The 18,160-nt window shown below is 71.8% G+C and carries 14 protein-coding genes, 2 tRNA genes and 1 pseudogene; 5 read left to right on the top strand and 12 right to left on the bottom strand.

Annotated features, from left to right (window positions below; genetic code table 11):
- Positions 1-53 precede the first annotated feature (53 nt).
- The 7 genes from NNW99_RS19510 to NNW99_RS19480 all read right to left on the bottom strand — a co-directional run bounded on the left by NNW99_RS19510 (position 54) and on the right by NNW99_RS19480 (position 9,220).
- Positions 54-1,550, bottom strand: coding sequence for an MFS transporter (locus NNW99_RS19510; protein ID WP_215120415.1), 1,497 nt, complete (start codon positions 1,548-1,550; stop codon positions 54-56).
- Between the two features lie 98 nt (positions 1,551-1,648).
- A complete protein-coding gene (locus NNW99_RS19505; protein WP_215120414.1) occupies positions 1,649-3,850 on the bottom strand; it encodes a glycosyltransferase family 39 protein in 2,202 nt (733 codons plus the stop codon).
- Complete coding sequence (locus tag NNW99_RS19500) at positions 3,847-5,292, bottom strand: bifunctional glycosyltransferase family 2/GtrA family protein (protein WP_215120413.1); 1,446 nt, start codon at positions 5,290-5,292, stop codon at positions 3,847-3,849. The genes NNW99_RS19505 and NNW99_RS19500 overlap by 4 nt, the downstream gene beginning before the upstream one ends.
- Before the next feature lie 14 nt (positions 5,293-5,306).
- Positions 5,307-6,908 (bottom strand): HAMP domain-containing sensor histidine kinase, encoded by a 1,602-nt coding sequence (locus NNW99_RS19495; protein WP_215120412.1) that lies wholly within the window; start codon positions 6,906-6,908, stop codon positions 5,307-5,309.
- The gene (locus tag NNW99_RS19490) at positions 6,905-7,645 is read right to left on the bottom strand and encodes a response regulator transcription factor (RefSeq protein WP_193482962.1); all 741 of its coding nucleotides are present in this window, start codon (positions 7,643-7,645) and stop codon (positions 6,905-6,907) included. The genes NNW99_RS19495 and NNW99_RS19490 overlap by 4 nt, the downstream gene beginning before the upstream one ends.
- Before the next feature lie 204 nt (positions 7,646-7,849).
- A complete protein-coding gene (locus NNW99_RS19485) occupies positions 7,850-8,722 on the bottom strand; it encodes a DUF2797 domain-containing protein (protein WP_215120411.1) in 873 nt (290 codons plus the stop codon).
- Between the two features lie 114 nt (positions 8,723-8,836).
- On the bottom strand, positions 8,837-9,220 hold the full coding sequence (locus NNW99_RS19480) for an HGxxPAAW family protein (protein WP_215120410.1): 384 nt from the start codon (positions 9,218-9,220) through the stop codon (positions 8,837-8,839).
- 67 nt (positions 9,221-9,287) lie between these two features.
- On the opposite strand from NNW99_RS19480, the gene NNW99_RS19475 reads away from it, so the two are divergent.
- Both NNW99_RS19475 and NNW99_RS19470 read left to right on the top strand, forming a co-directional pair.
- Complete coding sequence (locus tag NNW99_RS19475; protein WP_251057865.1) at positions 9,288-9,713, top strand: hypothetical protein; 426 nt, start codon at positions 9,288-9,290, stop codon at positions 9,711-9,713.
- Positions 9,714-9,718: 5 nt separating this feature from the next.
- Positions 9,719-10,081 (top strand): annotated as a pseudogene (locus tag NNW99_RS19470) (helix-turn-helix domain-containing protein); the annotation flags it as partial.
- Here NNW99_RS19470 and NNW99_RS19465 read toward each other — a convergent pair.
- Positions 10,074-10,598: an NUDIX hydrolase gene (locus tag NNW99_RS19465; protein ID WP_215120409.1), complete on the bottom strand. Its 525-nt coding sequence runs from the start codon at positions 10,596-10,598 to the stop codon at positions 10,074-10,076. The pseudogene NNW99_RS19470 and the gene NNW99_RS19465 sit on opposite strands and share 8 nt — an antisense overlap.
- 65 nt (positions 10,599-10,663) lie before the next feature.
- Between NNW99_RS19465 and NNW99_RS19460 the strand changes: the two genes are divergently transcribed.
- Positions 10,664-11,197, top strand: a complete 534-nt coding sequence (locus NNW99_RS19460) for an NUDIX hydrolase (protein WP_215120408.1) — start codon at positions 10,664-10,666, stop codon at positions 11,195-11,197.
- 10 nt (positions 11,198-11,207) lie between these two features.
- Here the strand turns inward: NNW99_RS19460 and NNW99_RS19455 are convergent, their stop codons facing one another.
- The 4 genes from NNW99_RS19455 to NNW99_RS19440 form a co-directional block, all read right to left on the bottom strand.
- Positions 11,208-11,474, bottom strand: coding sequence for a hypothetical protein (locus NNW99_RS19455; RefSeq protein WP_215120407.1), 267 nt, complete (start codon positions 11,472-11,474; stop codon positions 11,208-11,210).
- Positions 11,475-11,638: 164 nt separating this feature from the next.
- Complete coding sequence (locus NNW99_RS19450) at positions 11,639-12,034, bottom strand: hypothetical protein (protein ID WP_215120406.1); 396 nt, start codon at positions 12,032-12,034, stop codon at positions 11,639-11,641.
- A gap of 125 nt (positions 12,035-12,159) precedes the next feature.
- Positions 12,160-12,232: transfer RNA gene (locus NNW99_RS19445), tRNA-Arg, on the bottom strand.
- A gap of 184 nt (positions 12,233-12,416) precedes the next feature.
- Positions 12,417-12,507, bottom strand: a tRNA-Ser gene (locus tag NNW99_RS19440).
- A 163-nt stretch (positions 12,508-12,670) separates the two neighbouring features.
- On the opposite strand from NNW99_RS19440, the gene NNW99_RS19435 reads away from it, so the two are divergent.
- Positions 12,671-13,189 carry an SSI family serine proteinase inhibitor gene (locus NNW99_RS19435; protein WP_251057864.1) on the top strand — a complete coding sequence of 173 codons (519 nt, stop codon included), beginning with the start codon at positions 12,671-12,673 and terminating at the stop codon, positions 13,187-13,189.
- Positions 13,190-13,539: 350 nt separating this feature from the next.
- Entirely contained in the window at positions 13,540-18,141 is a 4,602-nt protein-coding gene (locus NNW99_RS19430) for a PAS domain-containing protein (protein WP_215120405.1), read from the top strand.
- Positions 18,142-18,160 lie beyond the last annotated feature (19 nt).

The following is an 18,160-nucleotide window of genomic DNA, read 5'->3' as shown; positions in this document are numbered from 1 at the left end:
TTCCAACACCGATCATGCTAATCGGCGCCGTACTTCACCATCGGCCCGTGCTCCTACGCGGACTCTGCCCGCTCGGCCCGCCGCAACAACGCCGCCGCGACCAAACCACCCAGCAGAACGGCCACCGCCCCCACCAGCTGACTGCTCTCCAGTCCGGAGGCGAACGCGTCGGAGATCCGTGCCTTCTCCTCCGCCGAGTCCGCCGCCGCCAGCGCCGCGGGCAACGACGCCGCGGACACGGCGACCAGCGACGCGAACCTCGAGTTGAGCACGGCACCGAGGACAGCGACACCGAGACCGTTGCCGAACTCCGCGAGCGTCCCGTTGATCCCCGCTCCCACACCGGCCTTCTCGGGCGGAATCGCACTCATGATCGCGTTGGCCATGGCCGGCATGGACAGCGCCACACCCGCGCCCATGATGATCAGACCGAGCAGCATCCCGCCGTACCCGTGCCCGCCGAACAGCGCGATCGCCGCCAGCCCCGCGGACACCAGCGTCATACCGAGCGCGATGGCCGCCGGTGTCCCGGCCTTGAGCACGAACTTCGCCCCTATCCCGGTGAAGTTGAGCACGACGACGGTCAGCGCCAGCGGCGCGGTCCGCAGCCCGGCGTCCAGCGGCTCGTAGCCGAGGACGAACTGGAGGTGCTGGGTGAGCAGGAACAGCGACCCCGTCATGCCGAACGCCACGAGGATCGTGCCCGCGACCGCGCCCACGAACTTCTGGTTGCGGAAGAAGTGCATGTCGAGCATGGGGTTGTCGATGCGCAGCTCCCACATCACGAACGCACCGAGTACGGCCGCGCCGAGCAGCGCGGAGACCAGCACCTGGCCGGACAGCCAGCCGTGCTCGGGCCCGGTGATGATCGCGTACACGCACGCCGTCATGCCGATCGTCGACAGCACCGCTCCGACCAGGTCCGGCCGGTCGCCCGTCGCCTGCTTGGACTCCGGGACGAGCGCGGCGACCGCGACCAGGCCGAGCACGGCGACCGGGATGTTGATCAGGAAGATCGCGCCCCACGAGAAGTGGTTCAGCATCACACCGCCGATCAGCGGCCCGGCCGCGAACCCGAGCGAACTGACCGTCGACCACAGCGCGATGGCCTTCACCCGCTCCTTCTCGTCGAAGATCTGCACGACGACGGCGAGGATCGTGGTCATCAGCAGCGCCCCGCCGACGCCCATGCCCGCACGGGCCGCGATCAGCTGGCCCGGGCTCTGGGAGAGTCCGGCCGCCAGCGAGCCCATACCGAAGATCGCGAGGCCCGCCATCAGCAGCAGCTTGCGGCCGTAGCGGTCGGCGGCGTTGCCCGCGGTGAGCAGCAGGCCGGACTGGACCAGCGCGTACGCGTTCATCATCCACTGGACGTCGGCGGTCGTCGCGTCCATCTCGCGAGTGAGCGAGGGGATCGCCACGTTCAGGATCGTGTTGTCGAGCAGCACGGTGAGCTGCGCGAGGCAGACGACACCGAGGATCAGCCAGCGTTGGGGGTGGCCGCCGGAAGCCGTCTGGGGTGGGGCCTGTTCCTGGGGGGATGTCGTCATGCTGTACACCGTAGAACAGTTCCCATACGGTGTACAACAGAGATACGGCGAGGGGCGGTGGCACTCGGCCACCGCCCCTCGCCCCACTCAGGTGGTTGTCAGCTGCTCGCCTTCTGGGTGAGGTCGTAGAAGGTGGACGAACCGACCGTGACCTTCTTGAAGGTGGACTCGACCCAGGAGGTGATCTGGGAGGAGGTGCCGTCGCTGCTGCCGCCCATGCCGCCGCCGCTGCCCGAGCTGATGAAGTAGTGGATCTTTCCGTCCGCCACGTACTGCTTGAACTGGGCCAGCGTCGGGGACGGGTCCGTGCCGTTGAAGCCGCCGATGGCCATCACCGGGTCTCCGGTGGAGAGCTGGTAGCTCGCCGCGTTCTGGGCGCCGATGGCCGCCGCGACCCAGGTGTAGTCGTCCGCGTTCTTCTCCAGCAGCGCCTTGGCCTCGGAGCTGACGCTGGCGCCGTTGAGCAGGCCGCCCATGCCGCCACCGCCGCCGCCCATGCCGCCCATACGGCCGTCGCCGTTCTGCTGGCCTTGCTGGTTCTGGCCTTGCTGGTTCTGCTGGCCCTGCTGGTTCTGCTGGTTCTGCTGGTTCTGGCCGCCGCCGGGGAAGCCGTTGCCGTTGCCGTTGCCGGGCGGTTGGCCTTGGCCCTGGCCCTGCTGGTTGTTCTGGCCGGGCATGCCGCCCCCGCCGGGGCCGCCGCCCATGCCGCCGCCACCGCCGGGGCCGCCCCGGCCGCCCGAGACCGTCGGGCCGGCGGTGACGATCGAGCCGGAGTGGCCCTCGTTCAGCGTGGTGAGGGTGTACGCCGCCGGACCGGCCAGCGCGGCGACGAGGCCGAGTCCGGCCGCTCCCAGGGCCAGTCGACGGCCCAGCCGTCCGGCGAAGATCAGACCGAGGGCGGAGGTCAGACCGCCGACCAGGACGAGCCACTTCAGCCAGGGCAGGTAGTCGGAGGAGCGGTTGAGCAGGACGTAGCCCCAGGCCGCGGTGGCCGTCATCGCGGCCGCCAGGGTCAGCGACGCCCAGGCCTTGTCGCGCTTCTCCCAGAGCAGCGCGGCGCCCATGCCGATCAGCGGGGCGATGTAGGGGGCGAGGGCCACGGTGTAGTACTCGTGGAAGATGCCCTGCATATAGCTGAAGACGACCATGGTGATCAGCAGCGAGCCGCCCCAGACGAGGAACGCACCGCGCGTCGCCGAGGTCCGACGGGCCTTGCGGGTGGCGACCAGCCCGGCGACGAGCAGGATCAGCGCGGCCGGGATCAGCCAGGAGATCTGGCCGCCGATGGAGGAGCTGAACATCCGGTCCCAGCCGGTCTCGCCCCAGGCGCCGCCGCCGTTGCCGCCCCCGCCGCCACCACCGACGCTGCCGGTCTCCTCGCCGTTGAGGCGGCCCAGGCCGTTGTAGCCGAAGGTCAGTTCAAGGAAGCTGTTGTTCTGCGAGCCGCCGATGTACGGCCGGGACGACGCGGGCCACAGCTCGACGATCGCGACCCACCAGCCGCCGGAGACGACGATCGCGAGCAGGCCCGCCGCGAGCTGGCCGATCCGCTTCTTCACCGTCACCGGGGCGCAGACGCCGTAGACCAGCGCCAGCGCCGGGAGGATCAGGAAGGCCTGGAGGGTCTTGGCGAGGAAGGCGAAGCCGATCGCGGCACCGGCCCACAGCAGCCACTTCGTCCGGCCGTCCTCCAGGCCCCGGATGACGAAGTAGCAGGCGGCGGCCATCAGCAGCGCCAGCATCGCGTCGGGGTTGTTGAAGCGGAACATCAGCGCCGCGACGGGGGTGAGCGCGAGCACCGCGCCCGCGATCAGACCGGCCGCGGGGCTGAAGCGGCGGCGCACGGCCGCGTAGACGACGGCGACCGTGCCGACGCCCATCAGGACCTCGGGGACGAGGATCGCCCAGGAGCTGAGGCCGAAGAGCCGTACCGACAGGGCCATCGGCCACAGCGCGGCCGGAGGCTTGTCGACGGTGATGGCGTTGGCGGCGTCCAGCGAGCCGAAGAAGAACGCCTTCCAGGACTGGCTGCCGGCCTGGACGGCCGCCGAGTAGAAGGAGTTGGCGTAGCCGGAGGCGCTCAGGTTGTAGAGGTAGAGCGCGGTGGTCACCAGGAGCAGGCCGAGGAAGGCCGGGCGGGCCCAGCGGGGGTCCTCGGGGCGGCCGTGCCACAGGCGCCGCAGGAAGGGCTTCTTGGGTTCATCGGCGCCGGGAACGGATGCCGGTGGGGTCGGGGGCCGGGTCCAGTCGCCGGTGCTCGTGTCTCTGTCCGCGGTCTGCTGGTCGTAGTGGATCGTCATCGGGAGTCCCTCGGGTCGGTGTCGTTCGGGCGCACCGGCTGGAGCTGCATGGTGGCGTCCCTCCCCCACGGGGCGGTGTCGTGCGCGTACCGGGGGGTGCGCTGCGGCAGCGGCCCGTACGGGTCGTGGCGCGCGGTGGAGAAGGTCGGCGAGGAGAGGTGGTGGACCGGAGTGGGCGAGGTGGCCACCACCGGGTCGCCGTCGCGGCGGTCCGGGAACACCCACGCCCGGAAGAGCAGGAAGCGCAGCACGGTCGCCGCGAGGTTGGCGGCGATGAGCACCGCCAGTTCCGTGGAGTGCGCGGGCTCGGAGGTGGCCGCGTTGAGCGCGGCGAGCGAGCCGCTGGTCAGGGCGAGTCCGATGCCGAAGACGACCAGGCCCTGCGCCTGGTGCCGGACGGCCCCGCCGCGTCCGCGCACCCCGAAGGTGAGCCGCCGGTTGGCCGCCGTGTTGGCGATCGCCGAGACCAGCAGGGCGAGCGCGTTGGCGACCTGGGAGCCGGTGAAGACGCGGAAGCCGCTGTAGAGCAGCAGGTAGAAGAGGGTGGACAGGGCGCCGACCACGCAGAACCCGACGAGCTGGCGGGCCAGGCCCTTCGGTACGTCCTTGATCTCGCGGTCGCGCGGGTCGTCCCCGAACGGCCGGACGATCCGGTCCAGCGGCAGCGAACCGGTGGCCAGGGCCCTGCCGATCCGCCACACGCCCTTGAGGTCCTCGGTCGCGGTCTTGACGATGTGCACCGTCGAGTCGGGGTCGTCGACCCAGTCGACCGGCACCTCGTGGATACGCAGCCCCGCGCGCTCGGCGAGCACCAGCATCTCGGTGTCGAAGAACCAGCCGGTGTCCTCGACGAGCGGCAGCAGTACCTGCGCCACGTCCCGGCGGATCGCCTTGAACCCGCACTGGGCGTCCGAGAAGCGGGCCTGGAGCGAGCCGCGCAGGATGAGGTTGTAGGCCCGGCTGATGAACTCCCGCTTGGGGCCGCGCACCACCCGCGAGCTACGGGCGAGCCGGGAGCCGATCGCGAGGTCCGAGTGGCCGGAGATCAGCGGCGCCACCAGCGGGAGCAGGGCGTTGAGGTCGGTGGACAGGTCCACGTCCATGTACGCCAGCACCGGGGCGTCCGAGGCCGACCAGACGGTCCGCAGCGCCCGGCCGCGGCCCTTCTGCTCCAGCCGGAAGAGGGTGACCTCGGGGATCTCCGCCGCCAGCCGCGCCGCCACCTGGGGGGTGGTGTCCGTGGAGGCGTTGTCCGCGATCGTGATGCGGAACGCGTACGGGAACGTCCTCACGAGGTGCTCGTGGAGTCTGCGGACGCACGGCTGGAGGTCCTTCTCCTCGTTGTAGACGGGGATCACTACGTCCAGGACAGGCGTACCGGCTGGCGCGGCCGGGAGGTGCTCCCGCGCCGGCAGGGTGCCGGGAGAAGAGTCGGTTCGCATGGAACCGACTTTCGTCAGGCGCCCTGTTGTACCGATGTGGTGACGCTGTGGCGTGCCTGTGAGTGCTGTTGCCAGCTCATTTCCGGCTGCGGCGGGGCCGGGAGCGCGGGCAGGTGCACCGTGAAGACGGTCCGCCCGGGCACGCTGTCGACGGTCACGGCACCGTCGTGCGCGGTCGCCACGGCCTGCACGATGGCGAGGCCGAGACCGGTCGAGCCGGTGCTGCGGGAACGCGCGGAGTCGCCGCGCGCGAACCGTTCGAAGACATGCGGGAGCAACTCGGCCGGAATGCCCTGCCCGTTGTCCTCCACGTCCACGCACAGCCAGGGCCCGCGCCGCTCCACCCGCGCGGTGACGGTCGTACCCGCCGGGGTGTGATTGCGGGCGTTGCCCAGCAGGTTGACGAGGACCTGTTGCAGCCGGGCCGCGTCCGCCGACACGAGCGCGGGCTCGTCGGGCAGGTCGAGGCGCCAGTTGTGGTCCTGGCCGGCCGCACGGGCGTCGCTGATGGTGTCCACGACCAGCGGTACGAGGTCGGTCTGCTCGAACTGCAGCGGCCGCCCGGCGTCCAGGCGTGCGAGCAGCAGCAGATCCTCGACGAGCAGCGTCATCCGCCCGGCCTCGGACTCGATCCGCCCGAGCGCGTGCCGGGTGTCGGGCCCGACGTCCTCTCTGCCGCGCCTGGTCAGCTCCGCGTACCCGCGGATCGAGGCCAGGGGAGTGCGCAGTTCGTGACTGGCATCGGCCACGAACTGCCGGACCCGCGTCTCGCTCTGCTGCCGTGCGTGCAGCGCCCCGTGGACGTGATCGAGCATCCGGTTCAGCGCGGCACCGACCTGTCCGACCTCGGTGTGCGGATCGGTCTCGGAGTCGGGGACGCGCTCGCTGAGGTTCACCTCGCCGGTGTGCAGGGGCAGTTCGGAGACCCGGGTGGCGGTGGCGGCGACCCGTCGCAGGGGGCGGGTGGCCACGCCGATCAGCACGGATCCGGCGATGGCGGCGGCGACCAGTCCGGCGCCGGTGACGCTGACCTCGACGAGGATGAGGGTGTTGATGGTGGTGGTGACGGATTCGGTGGGCAGGGCGACGTAGTAGGTGCCTCCGTCCTTGCCGACGACGTACTGCACGCGGTACTCGCCGAGTCCGGGGATGTCGACGGTGTGCGTTCCCGAGGTCGGCACCCCGGCGAGGGCTGCCTTCTGCTCATCGGTGAGGTCGACCGCGAGGTTCCGCTTGAAGGGGCCGTTCTCCTCGGAGTCCTTGGCGAAGGCCGCCTGGGTGACCCTGCCGTCGGCGCCGACCTGGGCGACGACGGTCTCGGGCTGCGCCGGTCCCTCGATGAAGCCGGTGATCCTGTCCGCCGAGTCGATGTCGTCTCCGCCGCCGGGCTTCATGGGCCCCGACAGACGCTTGCCGGTGTCCTCGACCTGCCCGTTCAACTGCTCGTACAGATGCGACCTGAGCGCAAGCGTCGTCACGGTCCCGATCACCGCACACACCACGGCGATCAGCACCACGGACGCGACGACGAGCCGCGTCCGCAGAGTGCGCGGCTTGCCCGCTCGCGCCTGCTTGCCCGCTCTCTGCTGCGTACGCGTCCGTCGTCGCCCGCTCATGACACCGCGGGCTTGATCAGGTAGCCGGCACCACGCCGGGTGTGGATCATCGGCTCGCGTCCGGCGTCGATCTTCCGCCGCAGATACGAGATGTACAGCTCGACGACATTGGCCTGCCCGCCGAAGTCGTACGACCACACGCGGTCCAGGATCTGCGCCTTGCTGAGCACGCGCCGCGGATTGCGCATCAGGAACCGCAGCAGCTCGAACTCGGTCGCGGTGAGGTGGATGTTGTCACCGGCCCGGGTCACCTCGTGGCTGTCCTCGTCGAGGGTGAGGTCGCCGACGACCAGGGTGGAGTCGGAGCGCCGGTCGGCGGCACCGGACCGCCGTATCAGCCCGCGCAGCCGGGCGACGACCTCTTCGAGGCTGAACGGCTTGGTGACGTAGTCGTCGCCGCCGGCCGTCAGCCCGGCGATCCGGTCCTCGACGGCGTCCTTGGCCGTCAGGAAGAGCACGGGCACGTCCGGCAGCTCCCGCCGCAGCCGCCCGAGAACCGCCAGCCCGTCCATGTCGGGCAGCATCATGTCGAGCACGACGGCGTCGGGCCGGAAGTCACGCGCGGTCTGGACGGCGCCCTGGCCGTCCCCCGCGCTCCGGATCTGCCAGCCCTCATAGCGAAGGGCCATGGAGAGCAGTTCGGTGATCGACAGCTCGTCGTCCACCACAAGCACGCGGACGGGGCTCCCGTCCGGCCTGAGCAGTTCGGTGCGCCCCTGGGGCGAGGTCGTGGTCATGTGAACACGATGTCGGGGACCTCTGAGAGCACCCTTTCGGCAACCTGTGAATTCCCTGAGAAACACACAGGCGGTTCTCAGGGAACGCCTGGGAACGCCGGGGAATGTCCGGGTCCGGTGGGGTGAGGGGGCGCGGGGGAAGCTGTGGATCCGCTGGGCGGATCAAGAGGGGAGGGTCAAGAAGGGCGCCTCAAGAGCGGCGGGTCAGAACAACCCGTCCTGCACACCGGCCGCCTCCTTGAACTCCCGCACAGGAACGGACAGTTCACCACTGACCGCGGGCACCAGCTCCCACCCGCTCATCACCCGCGTATCGACCACGACGACCCCACCCCCGGTGGCCAGATGCAGATCGGGCCCGGCGGCGGCCACGAGCTCCCCGCTCACGACGCCACCGGCGACCAGCTCACTCACACTCCCCACGGCACCGGACACCCCGGCGAGCCCAAAGACCTCCACATGATCGACCACCCGCAACGGCTCCCGCACGAGCGACTCCGGCCACCCCCCGAGCGCCACCGCCCGCGCGTGCAACTCGGCGACCTCACCGCCCCGATCGGCCGCCGCCCCCGGCAGAGCGGCCCGCACGGCCCGCTTCTCGGCGTATGGAATCCGGTCGGGCACCCCCAGCGCCGCCCGCAGCAGCTCCTCGGTACGCCGCGCGGCCATGAGCGGCCCGGCACCCAGCCAGCTGAAGCACACGGCACCCTGTTCCAGCAGCCGGGCGGACCCCCGCTCCACCGCCGTGATCCCGACCTTGGTCATGCCGGGCCCGAACCACGCCAGATATACGTGATACGGCCGGGGATCGTCCGCGATCGTGTCGGCGGCCACCGAGTGCGCCCGGTCCAGCCGCGCACACTCCTCGCACCGCGCCCCCGTACTCCGCCCCGGCACGGCCACTCGCGCCGGGCACGCATGCCCCCGAGCCCCCACACATGTCCGCACGCCCCCCTCCGCGACCCCGAAGGCCACGCGTTTCCCCCAGGTCAGCGCACTGCGCCGCCCGCCGTCCCACAGCAGCACGGGACCGTCCGCCGACCATCGCAGCCCCGAGCACTTCCATGCCTGTGCCATCTCTGCCGAGACTAGAGGGCACCACTGACAACGGCACCGGGGCGCCCGGCCGGGGCGGTCAACGGGTACGACGCCAAGCAGGCCGCCGGCAGGAACAGGAAGAGGAAGAGGGAATCACCTCACGGAATCGGCCCCGACGGCAGCAGAGGCATCCCTCTCCCCAGCCGCTTGCACAGGCACGACTCCGGCCGCACGCACCGGCCGCCGCCCGGCCAGCCGGCACCCCAGGCACTCCTCGTGCCCGCCCGGCGCCGACGAGTCCCGCACCCGCCAGCCCCACTCCGCCCGGGGCCGCAGGCCGGGTCCCTTCCCCCACCCGGCGAGGTGCAGCGCCCAGGTGACGAGCAGGGCCACGATCCCGATCGCGACCCCTCCGGCGATCAGCAGCCCCGAGACCAGGACGACCCCGGCACCCGCCACAGTGGCCGCGACGCTGCCTATGGCGCATCCGACCCATCCCGCGAACGTGTGCCCGTGGTCATACTGATGTGCACTCACGCGCTGCCCCCTCATCACACCCATGCTGTTTCAGGCCCAAACCTCTCACGAGCCAGGGGAATTGGGAATGCAAGCCAAGCCGCGACCGGCCGCCACGCCGGAGCAGGCACTGTCGGCGATGGACCATCTCATCGCCACCCACCCGGTCGGACAGCACGAGATCACCCAGCAGTTCGGCATCAACGTGACCGACCTCACCTGCTTCGCCTACATCATGGAGGCAAGCGAAAGCCTCCTCGCCCCGGGCGACTTGGCAGCACGCGTCCACGTCACCACGGGCGCGGTCACCGGCATCCTCAACCGCCTGGAACACGCCGGCTACCGGGATTCATTCGCAGCGCTCCGGCCTTCAGGCCGGGGGGGTGAAGCGAATCTTGTGGCCGCGACGCGGAGCGTCGCGGTGGCGTTCCGGCGGAGCCGGACCCTGCTCGTGACAGTGACGGGTCGCTCGTATGTCCCCGGTGACGACGTGGGTTCGACGCGCCTAGCGTGATCGTCATGCAGCTGCGGTACGCCTTCAGGTTGTACCCCGACGCCGCTCAGCAGGCCGCGCTGGCCAGGGCGTTCGGGTGCGCCCGCGTCGTGTTCAACGACGCGGTGCGCGCCCGCGAGGACGCGGCGGCGGCCGGGAGGCCGTTCCCGAAGATCGCCGAGCTGTCCACCCGGCTGATCACCCAGGCCAAGACCACCCCGGAACGCTCCTGGCTGGGCGAGGTCTCCGCCGTCGTACTCCAGCAGTCCCTGCGGGACGCCGAGAGCGCGTACCGCAACTTCTTCGCCTCCCTCACCGGCAAGCGCAAGGGCCCCAAGCTCGGCCCGACTGGTTCACCCGAGCGACCACCCTGGCAGCGAACTACTCGGAGGAACACTGCCGTCCCGACCCACCGGGGACCGGCTGAGCCAGGTAGCGCCGGAGAGCCTCGACCCCGTCCTCGACGAAGGACCACTGCCCGATAGCGTCCCGCAGCTCCCCCTCAGTGACCCATCCGCACCAGGCGATCTCCGACGGATCGGGCGCGAGCACCTCGGTGACCACGGCTTCGTGCAGCCCGAGCCAGTAGGGACTGATCAGCCCGTCGCACAAGAACTTGAACACGAACCGCACCGGCGCCCGCACACCCAGTTCCTCGGTGAGTTCACGCGCCGCCGCCTCCCCGTACGACTCCCCGACCTCCACGGCGCCGCCGATCAGCCAGTTGTACTGCCCCGGAAACCGGGAAACGCCCTCCTGCCTCCGATGTATGAGGATGCGGCCCTCTGGATCACGGCAGACCGTCGTCGCGACACGGTGCAGCCAGCGCCTCTCGATGGCCTCGCCCCGCTCCACCACCCCGAGCACGCGATCCTGCTCATCCACCCGCTCCACCAATTCACTCATGACCCCACGATCGCAGCGGGGCAGCCGGCCGGAGACCCTGACGACAGGGCGAGAGGGGCAGAACCATGGAATGGAAGACCCACGGCGAGCGGCAGGTCTACACCAACCAGTGGGTGAACCTCTGCCTGGCCGATGTCCAGCAGCCCGACGGCAGCCAGTGCGAGTACTCGATCGTCCGCCTCCGGCACCTGGCCGTGACCGCTGTGGTCAACAACCACCAGGAGGTCCTGATGATGTGGCGCCACCGCTTCATCACCGACACCTGGGCCTGGGAGCTCCCCATGGGCCTGGTCGAGGACGACGAGACCCCCGAGGAGGCCGCCGCCCGCGAGGTCCTGGAGGAAACAGGCTGGCGCCCGGGCCGCATCAAGCCCCTCATCTACGCCGAGCCGGCGAGCGGCATCACCGACTCACAGCACCACGTCTTCCGCGCCGACGAAGCGACGTACGTCGGCCCGCCCACGGAGAAGAACGAGTCCGACCGCATCGAATGGATCCCCCTCACAGAGATCCGCGGCATGATCGACCGCCGCGAGATCGTGAGCAGCGGATCACTGGTGGGCCTGCTGTACCTGCTCCTGGACGAAGCGACGCGCTGACCCAGGCGAGCTATCCCGTCTTTCGTGAGTGCCGGTTCGACCGGCGGCGCACGGTGAAGAGGGAGGCGAGGATGCCGAGAGCCCAGGCGATCAGGAGGGCGCCCCAGAGCGGCATGGTCACCATCGGGATGAGGAGGCGGATCTCGACGCTCGTGCGGTTCTCGAAGATGAAGACCAGAGCGACCGCGGTGATCAGAGCGAACGGCAGGAAGCGGCGGACGCCCGGGCGGGAAAAGAACGGCGTACGCGCCTTGTGGTCTGGGCTGGTCTGGGCCATGGGGTGCCTCTCCCTCACGTAGCCCCCGGCTCCAGCGTCCCCTTTCAGCCCGCGCCCCGCCACCGAAACGCCAGAGGCCCCGGATCACTCCGGGGCCTCTGACCTGTGCGCACGCGGCAGGATTCGTCGGATCGGCAGGCCGCTCGGGCCGTGATCCGGCTGGGTCAGCCGACGAGGCCGACCGACACCAGGCCACCACCCGCGGCCACCGCACAGGCGATCCCGCGCTGCCACCAGGTGACCGCTTCGGGGCGGCCCCGCGTCGCCATCACCATGACGGAGTTGGCGGCGAACGCCGGCAGCAGGATGCCGAACAGCGCGAACGTGCCGACGGCGGACAGCGTCCACTCGATGCGCGCTGTCACCGCACCGACCAGCATCGCCGCGGCGGCGAGGGCGTAGAGAACCCCCGACACGAGCGTGATGTCATCCCTCTTCAGCGGAGCGGGACCGCGCCGCTTGTGGTGATTCCAGTGACGGCGCTCGGTACCGAACCGCGCCAGCACCATGATCGCCACCTCGACAACAAGGGCGATCACCGCGACTCGTTCGACCGTCATGCCATCACCTCACGTACGAGATTCCCGTGTTCCCTGAGCGTCGGACTGACCGCCGATGGACCGGCAACGTCAATGACAAAAGCCAGAGGCCCCGTGGATCTCTCCACGGGGCCTCTGGTCTGCTGTGCACTCGGCAGGATTCGAACCTGCAACCTTCTGATCCGTAGTCAGATGCTCTATCCGTTAAGCTACGAGTGCTTGTTCTGTTTTATCGCCGCTCTCGGGCCTTCCGGCTCGCTCGCGGCGACAGGAAGAACATTACATGACTGCCGCCGCCATGTGAAATCCGTTTGCCGCACCCCTTGTGAGCTGCGGAAACGGCTGTTCCGGGCCGTATGACAACGAAGCCCCGGTCGGGTGACCGGGGCTTCGTGATCAGGTGCGGAGGCGGAGGGATTTGAACCCTCGATGGGATTTAAGTCCCAAACCGCATTAGCAGTGCGGCGCCATAGACCGGACTAGGCGACGCCTCCACGCACATGGCCCGCGCGAGCGCGAGTCGGTGCTTGCCGATGATGACACAGTCGAGCGCCGCGTCACCAATCGCCCCCTACGGTACTAGGCAGGAAGGTCGCAGGGCAAAAGGCTTCTCGGGCTGTCGCGCAACGTCCCGGGGCACGCCGCGTTAGTCAGGGCATGTCGACTGCCATGTCCCGGGCCAGCGCCCGGACCGCGTCCCGGACCACCTCCCGCCCCGGCCTGCGCCGCCTCGTCCTCGGTGCCGCCGCCTCCTTCGCCGCCCTCGGGTCGCTGGCCGCGGTGTCCCCGGCCGCCTACGCCCAGGCGGCCGGGCTCGGCGACGGCAAGAGCAAGGAGCGGGATCACCTCACCGTCACCGTGCGCAACGCCGGCGGCGGGGCCGACGGGACCTTCCAGCTGTACTGCGGACCCGACGGCGGCAGCCACCCCGACCCGAGCGGTGCCTGTGCCGTCCTGGAGCGGGACACGCGGTGGGGGCAGGAGGCTTTCGCTCCCGCCCCGAAGGGCGGCTTCTGCACCATGCAGTACGGCGGGCCGGCCACCGCGCACGTCACCGGCACCTGGGCCGGACGCCCCGTCGACGCCACGTACGACCGTCGCGACGGCTGCCAGATCTCCCGCTGGGACCGGCTCGTGCCCCTCCTGCCGGACCTGGGGGGCGGCCGGCGCGCCTGAGACCGAGTTCCCCTCGGCTCACCCTCGGCTCGCCTTCGCCTCCATGCGGCCTCCGTACCTCGTCCGGAATTCGCCCCTGCCCGTCCTCATCCCGCCGGTTCGGCCAAAAGGTACAGAAACACCGTCGTCGTAAAGGTCCCGCGAAGGTCCCGCGACGTCGTCGCAGGAGGGCGGGCGTTTGGCGGTTACTCGGTCGTCAGTTCGGGGTCACTTGCTCGTGCGACCTCGCTCTCATCCGGCGTCGCGAGCGCAACCGCAGCCCTTAGACTCCCTCGCGTGACACGCTGCGGGACGGTTGGCAAGATGGCCCGAGCGGTCGGCAAGGTGCGGTAACAGGGAGGAAGCGTCTCGTGAGCAGCAGGCCATCCCGAGGCGCTGCTCGCCTCGCAGCCATACTGGATGCGCTCCCCGACGCGTTGGTGCTGGTCAATGCCAACGGGACGGTCGTCAACGCCAACACCATCGCCCTGGAGGCCTTCGAGACTCCGGGCACCGCTCTGGTGGGGCGCGGGCTGCTCGATCTGCTGCCGCAGTTCGACTCCAAGCTCATCCCCGGCTCCATGCGACGGCCGGAGCACCTCGATCCGCAGGGCCGGACCAAGCCGACCCGGATGATCGCGCGCAGGACCGACGGGACCGAGTTCCCCGTCGAGGTCACCAGTGCGAACCTCGAGAACGGGCAGCAGGCCTACGACGGTTACGGCTACACCGGTGATGAGCTGCTCATGCTCGTCGTACGGGATCTGTCCGGGACCGTGGACACCGAGGCCGAGCTCGCGCGGTCGCAGCGGCAGACCGAGATGATTCTGCGGGCCGCCTCCGAGGGCGTCGTCGGGACCGACACCGACGGGCGGATCGTGCTCGTCAATCCGGCCGCCGCCCAGATCCTGGGCTTCCGGGCCAGCGATCTCGGCGGGCGTGAACTGCACGAACTCGTGCTGCACTCGCGTGCCGACGGATCGGACTTCCCGTACGAGGAGTCGCCGCTCGCCGACACCCTGCGCTCCGGGCGCAAGCACCGGGTGCGCGGGCAGGTGCTGTACGCCAAGGACGGCGGCAAGGTGCCGGTCGATCTGACGACCGCGCCCGTGCGGGACGGCGACCAGCTCGTCGGCGCCGTGATGACCTTCACCGACCGGCGGCCGTACGACGCGGTCGTCGACGAGAAGGACGCGGCCGAGAAGCGGCACGAGGAAGAGCTGGAGAAGACCGCCGAGGAGCACGCCTCCGAGCTGACCGCGCTGCGCCAGCGGCACGTCACCGAGCTGGAGGAGCTGGCCGAGCGGCACGCCGAGGAACTCGGCGCGAACGAGGACCGCTACGCCGCGCTCGGGGAGCGCGAGAAGGACCGGTTCGAGGCACTCGCCGCCCGGCACGAGCAGCTGCTGACCCTGCTCGGGCGCTCGCTGCGCGGGCCGCTGGAGGAGCTGCGCCGCGAGCTGGCCGCGCTGGCCTCCGACGACGCCGGGCAGCTGTGGCCCGAGGCCAACCAGGTACTGCACCATCTGTCCGCCGGCTATTCGCGGATCACGACGCTCATCGACAACGTCCTCGGCTACCAGCGGCTCGACACGGGCAGCGAGAACATCGCCCGTACGAAGGTGATGCTGGACGCCGTCGTCGCCGCCGGGGTCGACGGGGCCGTGGAGCTCATCGGGCCCGGGCGGGTGCAGTTCGCCGTGCACGCGCCGCCCATCGAGGCCGAGGTCGATCCCCGGCTGCTCGCCACCGCCCTCGCGCATCTGGTCGCGGACGTGGCCGGGGTCGACGCGACCGGGAACACGCCCCTGTCGGCGGGCGGTTATCTGGACAACACCGTCGTGGTGGCGGCGGCGCAGCGCGGCGAGGTCGTACGCATCGAGGTGCGCGGGCCGTACGCCGGTGGCGACACCGTGCACGAGCCGATCGTGCGGGGGATCGTCCGGGCGCACGGCGGTGTGCTGCAGACGCACGACGTGCCGGGGATGAGCGGGAGCGCGTACGTCCTCGAGGTGCCGATCGGGGGCGGGGCCGGGGCCGTTGCCGCGGATGCCGCCGCCGAGGCGGTCGACGAGGCCCTCCCCGCGGTCCCGGGTGAGCAGACCTCCGGTGGGGGGCGGCGCCGGGCGCGGCGTGCCACCACCGATGCCTTCCTGGACGGAGATGTTCCGGCGGAAGGCGGCGACGAGGCGGCTGACGGTTCCGATGGATCCGGTGGGTCCGATGGCTCCGGTGGGTCCGGTGTTGCCACCGGGCGGCGCAGGAGGCGGGCCGGTGGGGAACCGGCCGCTCTGCCGGCGCAGGCTTCCGGTGAGGGCGCCGGGTCGGGCGGTACCGGGCGGCGTCGTGGGCGTCCGGCCGAGGACGCCGCCGGGCAGGCCCTCGCCATCGAGGCCGTCGGGAGCGCCGTCCAGGGTGTCGCCGAGGGCGCCGTCGTCACGGCAGCCGAGCACGCGGCTGGCACCGCCGCCTCGAACACGGGGCTGGGCGGGACCGTTCCGCCGCAGGGCGTGCCCGAGGCTTCCGGGCGGCGGGCCCGGCGTGAACCCGGTGAGCAGCGCGCGCTGCCGCCGGCGCTGCCCGCGCCGTCCGGTGACGCGGGCTCCGCTGCGGACGGTGCCGAGCAGGGGCAGGCCCAGCAGCCGACCGGGCGCCGGCGGCGTGCGCTGGCCGCCGCCAACGAGCGGGCTGCGGCGCAGCAGGCCGCGGGGCCGCGTCCGGTGTTCGCCCTGCCGCCGGCCGGTGCCGATCGGACGACCCCGGACGAACCGGCCCAGCAGGGAGTTCAGGGCGTTCCGGCCGGGCAGAGCGAGCAGGGGCCGGAGGCCGTGGCGGTTGCTGCGGCGGCCGCCTCCGGTGACGCCGTGGCCGAGGAGGGGCGGCACGACGCCGTACCGCACGACCAGTCCGCCGATCACACCCCGCCGCAGCCGCATCCCACGAGTGCGCCGACCGGCCGTCGGCGGCGGGCCGTGGTGCCGCAGCAGGGCGAGGGACCGGCACCGGCTGGTTCCGTACCTGCCGCGCCCGGGCAGCAGGTTCCCGCGCAGCAGGGCGCGCCCGTCCAGGTCGGGGCGGCCGCCGCTCAGGCCGCGCCCGGTGCGGCCGTGCCGGCGCAGGGGAGCGCTCCGCAGGGCGGCGTCCCCCAGCCGCAGGGTGCCGCCGTACCCCCGCAGGGCGTCGCCGTACCCCCGCAGGGCGGGCTCGGGCACAGCGTGCAGGCTGCCCTCCCGGGGCAGGCGGTGCAGCCTCCGGCCCAGGCCGCGCAGCCGCTGCCGCAGCCGCAGCCGGGCGTCGCCGCACCGGCGCAGCAGTCCTCCGCCGGGCAGCCGCTCCCCGCCGAGGCCGCACCGGGGCAGGGACCCGCCACACCTGCCCAGGGCACCCCGGCTCCGGGCACGCCCGCCCAGGGCACCCCGGCTCAGGGCGGCACCCCCGCCCCCCAGCCGTGGCCCGCCGCCGAGGACGACGACAGCTTGGGGGCCGGTGTCGCCGTACCCCCGAACGGCGCATCCCCGCAGGCCGCGCAGGCCCCGCAGCCGAACCCCCCGGCCCAGAACACCCCGGCCTCGGGCACGCCCCTGCCGCCGGAAGGCGCGGCGCAGGCACAAGCACAGGCCCAGCCACAGACGCAGGCGCAGCGGGCGGCTCAGCCGTTGCCCGCCGAGGCCTCGGCGCCCGTCGATCCGAACTCGACGCAGGGGCGGGCGATCAGCGTGCGGACGCTGGGGCAGGGCGTGCCGTTCAACCGGCAGGCGGCCCAGGTCCAGCAGCCGGCCGCGTCCGTCCCGCTGCCGACGGCGACGCCTCCCCCGCACCAGCCGGGCGGATCGGGCCGGCGCCGCAAGCTCGGCACGCCGCCCGACCCGGCCACACGGACCGACCAGGCCACGCGTACGGAACCGGCGTCCCGCCCGGACCAGGGGCCGCGCCCCGAACAGGCCGCACGCCCCGAGCAGGCGGCGCGTCCGGAGCAGGCCGCTCGGCCGCATCCGACGGCCGCCGAGCCGACGCCCGCGCCGGTCGCCGCACAGGTGCCCGCCCAGGCTTCCGCGCCCGCCCCGGCGCAGCCGTCCCTCGCCGGTCAGTCCCGGCTCACGCAGCTGACCGAGGGCGGCGGGCGGTCGTACGCCATAGGCGCCCCCGACGAGAACGCCGCCGAGGGGCCCGAGCCGCTGGACGGTCCCGGGGGTGCCGTCGAGGTGGCCGATCCGCCGCGGCCGCAGCCGATGGACGACGAGTTGCCGCCGGAGCCGCTGGACAATCCGCGGCGGCTGCTGGTGTGGCCCGCGCCGGACGTCAGCACCCAGCAGGCGCTGAGCGACCGCGGCTACCGGCCGGTGATCGTGAACTCGCGCGAGGAGGTCGACGCGCAGATCGCGGCGTTCCCCGCCGCGCTGTTCGTCGACCCGCTGACCGGGCCGATCACGCGTACGGCGCTGCAGTCGCTGCGCCAGGCCGCCGTGGCCGCCGAGGTGCCGGTCCTGGTCACGGCCGGGCTCGGGCAGGCCTCGCGGGACGCGGCCTACGGTGCCGATCCGGCCGTGCTGCTGAAGGCGCTGGCGCCGCGCGACAGTGAGCAGCACCCGCCGCGGGTGCTGCTGATCGAGGAGCACGCGGAGATCGCGCTGGCGCTGACGTCGACGCTGGAGCGGCGCGGGATGCAGGTCGCGCGGGCCGCGAGCGACGCGGACGCGGTGACGCTGGCGAGCGACTTCCGCCCGAACCTGGTCGTGATGGACCTGATGCAGGTGCAGCGGGGGCAGGCCGGGTACGCCGGGATCATCGACTGGCTGCGCGCGAACGGGCAGCTCAACCGCACCCCGCTCGTCGTCTACACCGCCGCCGTCGACCAGGCCGACCTGCCGCGGCTGGCCTCCGGGGAGACGGTGCTGTTCCTCGCGGAGCGGTCCACCAGCGGCGAGGTGCAGACCCGGATCGTCGAGCTGCTGAGCAGGATCGGGACCAACTGAGGACCGACTGAGGACCGTC

The sequence above is a fragment of the Streptomyces sp. CRCS-T-1 genome (assembly GCF_024442335.1).
Classification (GTDB): domain Bacteria; phylum Actinomycetota; class Actinomycetes; order Streptomycetales; family Streptomycetaceae; genus Streptomyces; species Streptomyces koelreuteriae.
The sequence above is the reverse complement of the archived record's forward strand: the minus strand, read 5'-3'. Positions and strand labels throughout refer to the sequence as shown.

Coding starts and splice junctions, on each gene's coding strand:
- NNW99_RS19510 (WP_215120415.1), bottom strand. CDS start 1,550: ATGACGACATCCCCCCAGGAACAGGCCCCACCCCAGACGGCTTCCGGC.
- NNW99_RS19490 (WP_193482962.1), bottom strand. CDS start 7,645: ATGACCACGACCTCGCCCCAGGGGCGCACCGAACTGCTCAGGCCGGAC.
- NNW99_RS19500 (WP_215120413.1), bottom strand. CDS start 5,292: ATGCGAACCGACTCTTCTCCCGGCACCCTGCCGGCGCGGGAGCACCTC.
- NNW99_RS19485 (WP_215120411.1), bottom strand. CDS start 8,722: ATGGCACAGGCATGGAAGTGCTCGGGGCTGCGATGGTCGGCGGACGGT.
- NNW99_RS19435 (WP_251057864.1), top strand. CDS start 12,671: ATGTCGACTGCCATGTCCCGGGCCAGCGCCCGGACCGCGTCCCGGACC.
- NNW99_RS19495 (WP_215120412.1), bottom strand. CDS start 6,908: ATGAGCGGGCGACGACGGACGCGTACGCAGCAGAGAGCGGGCAAGCAG.
- NNW99_RS19505 (WP_215120414.1), bottom strand. CDS start 3,850: ATGACGATCCACTACGACCAGCAGACCGCGGACAGAGACACGAGCACC.
- NNW99_RS19475 (WP_251057865.1), top strand. CDS start 9,288: ATGCAAGCCAAGCCGCGACCGGCCGCCACGCCGGAGCAGGCACTGTCG.
- NNW99_RS19460 (WP_215120408.1), top strand. CDS start 10,664: ATGGAATGGAAGACCCACGGCGAGCGGCAGGTCTACACCAACCAGTGG.
- NNW99_RS19450 (WP_215120406.1), bottom strand. CDS start 12,034: ATGACGGTCGAACGAGTCGCGGTGATCGCCCTTGTTGTCGAGGTGGCG.
- NNW99_RS19465 (WP_215120409.1), bottom strand. CDS start 10,598: ATGAGTGAATTGGTGGAGCGGGTGGATGAGCAGGATCGCGTGCTCGGG.
- NNW99_RS19455 (WP_215120407.1), bottom strand. CDS start 11,474: ATGGCCCAGACCAGCCCAGACCACAAGGCGCGTACGCCGTTCTTTTCC.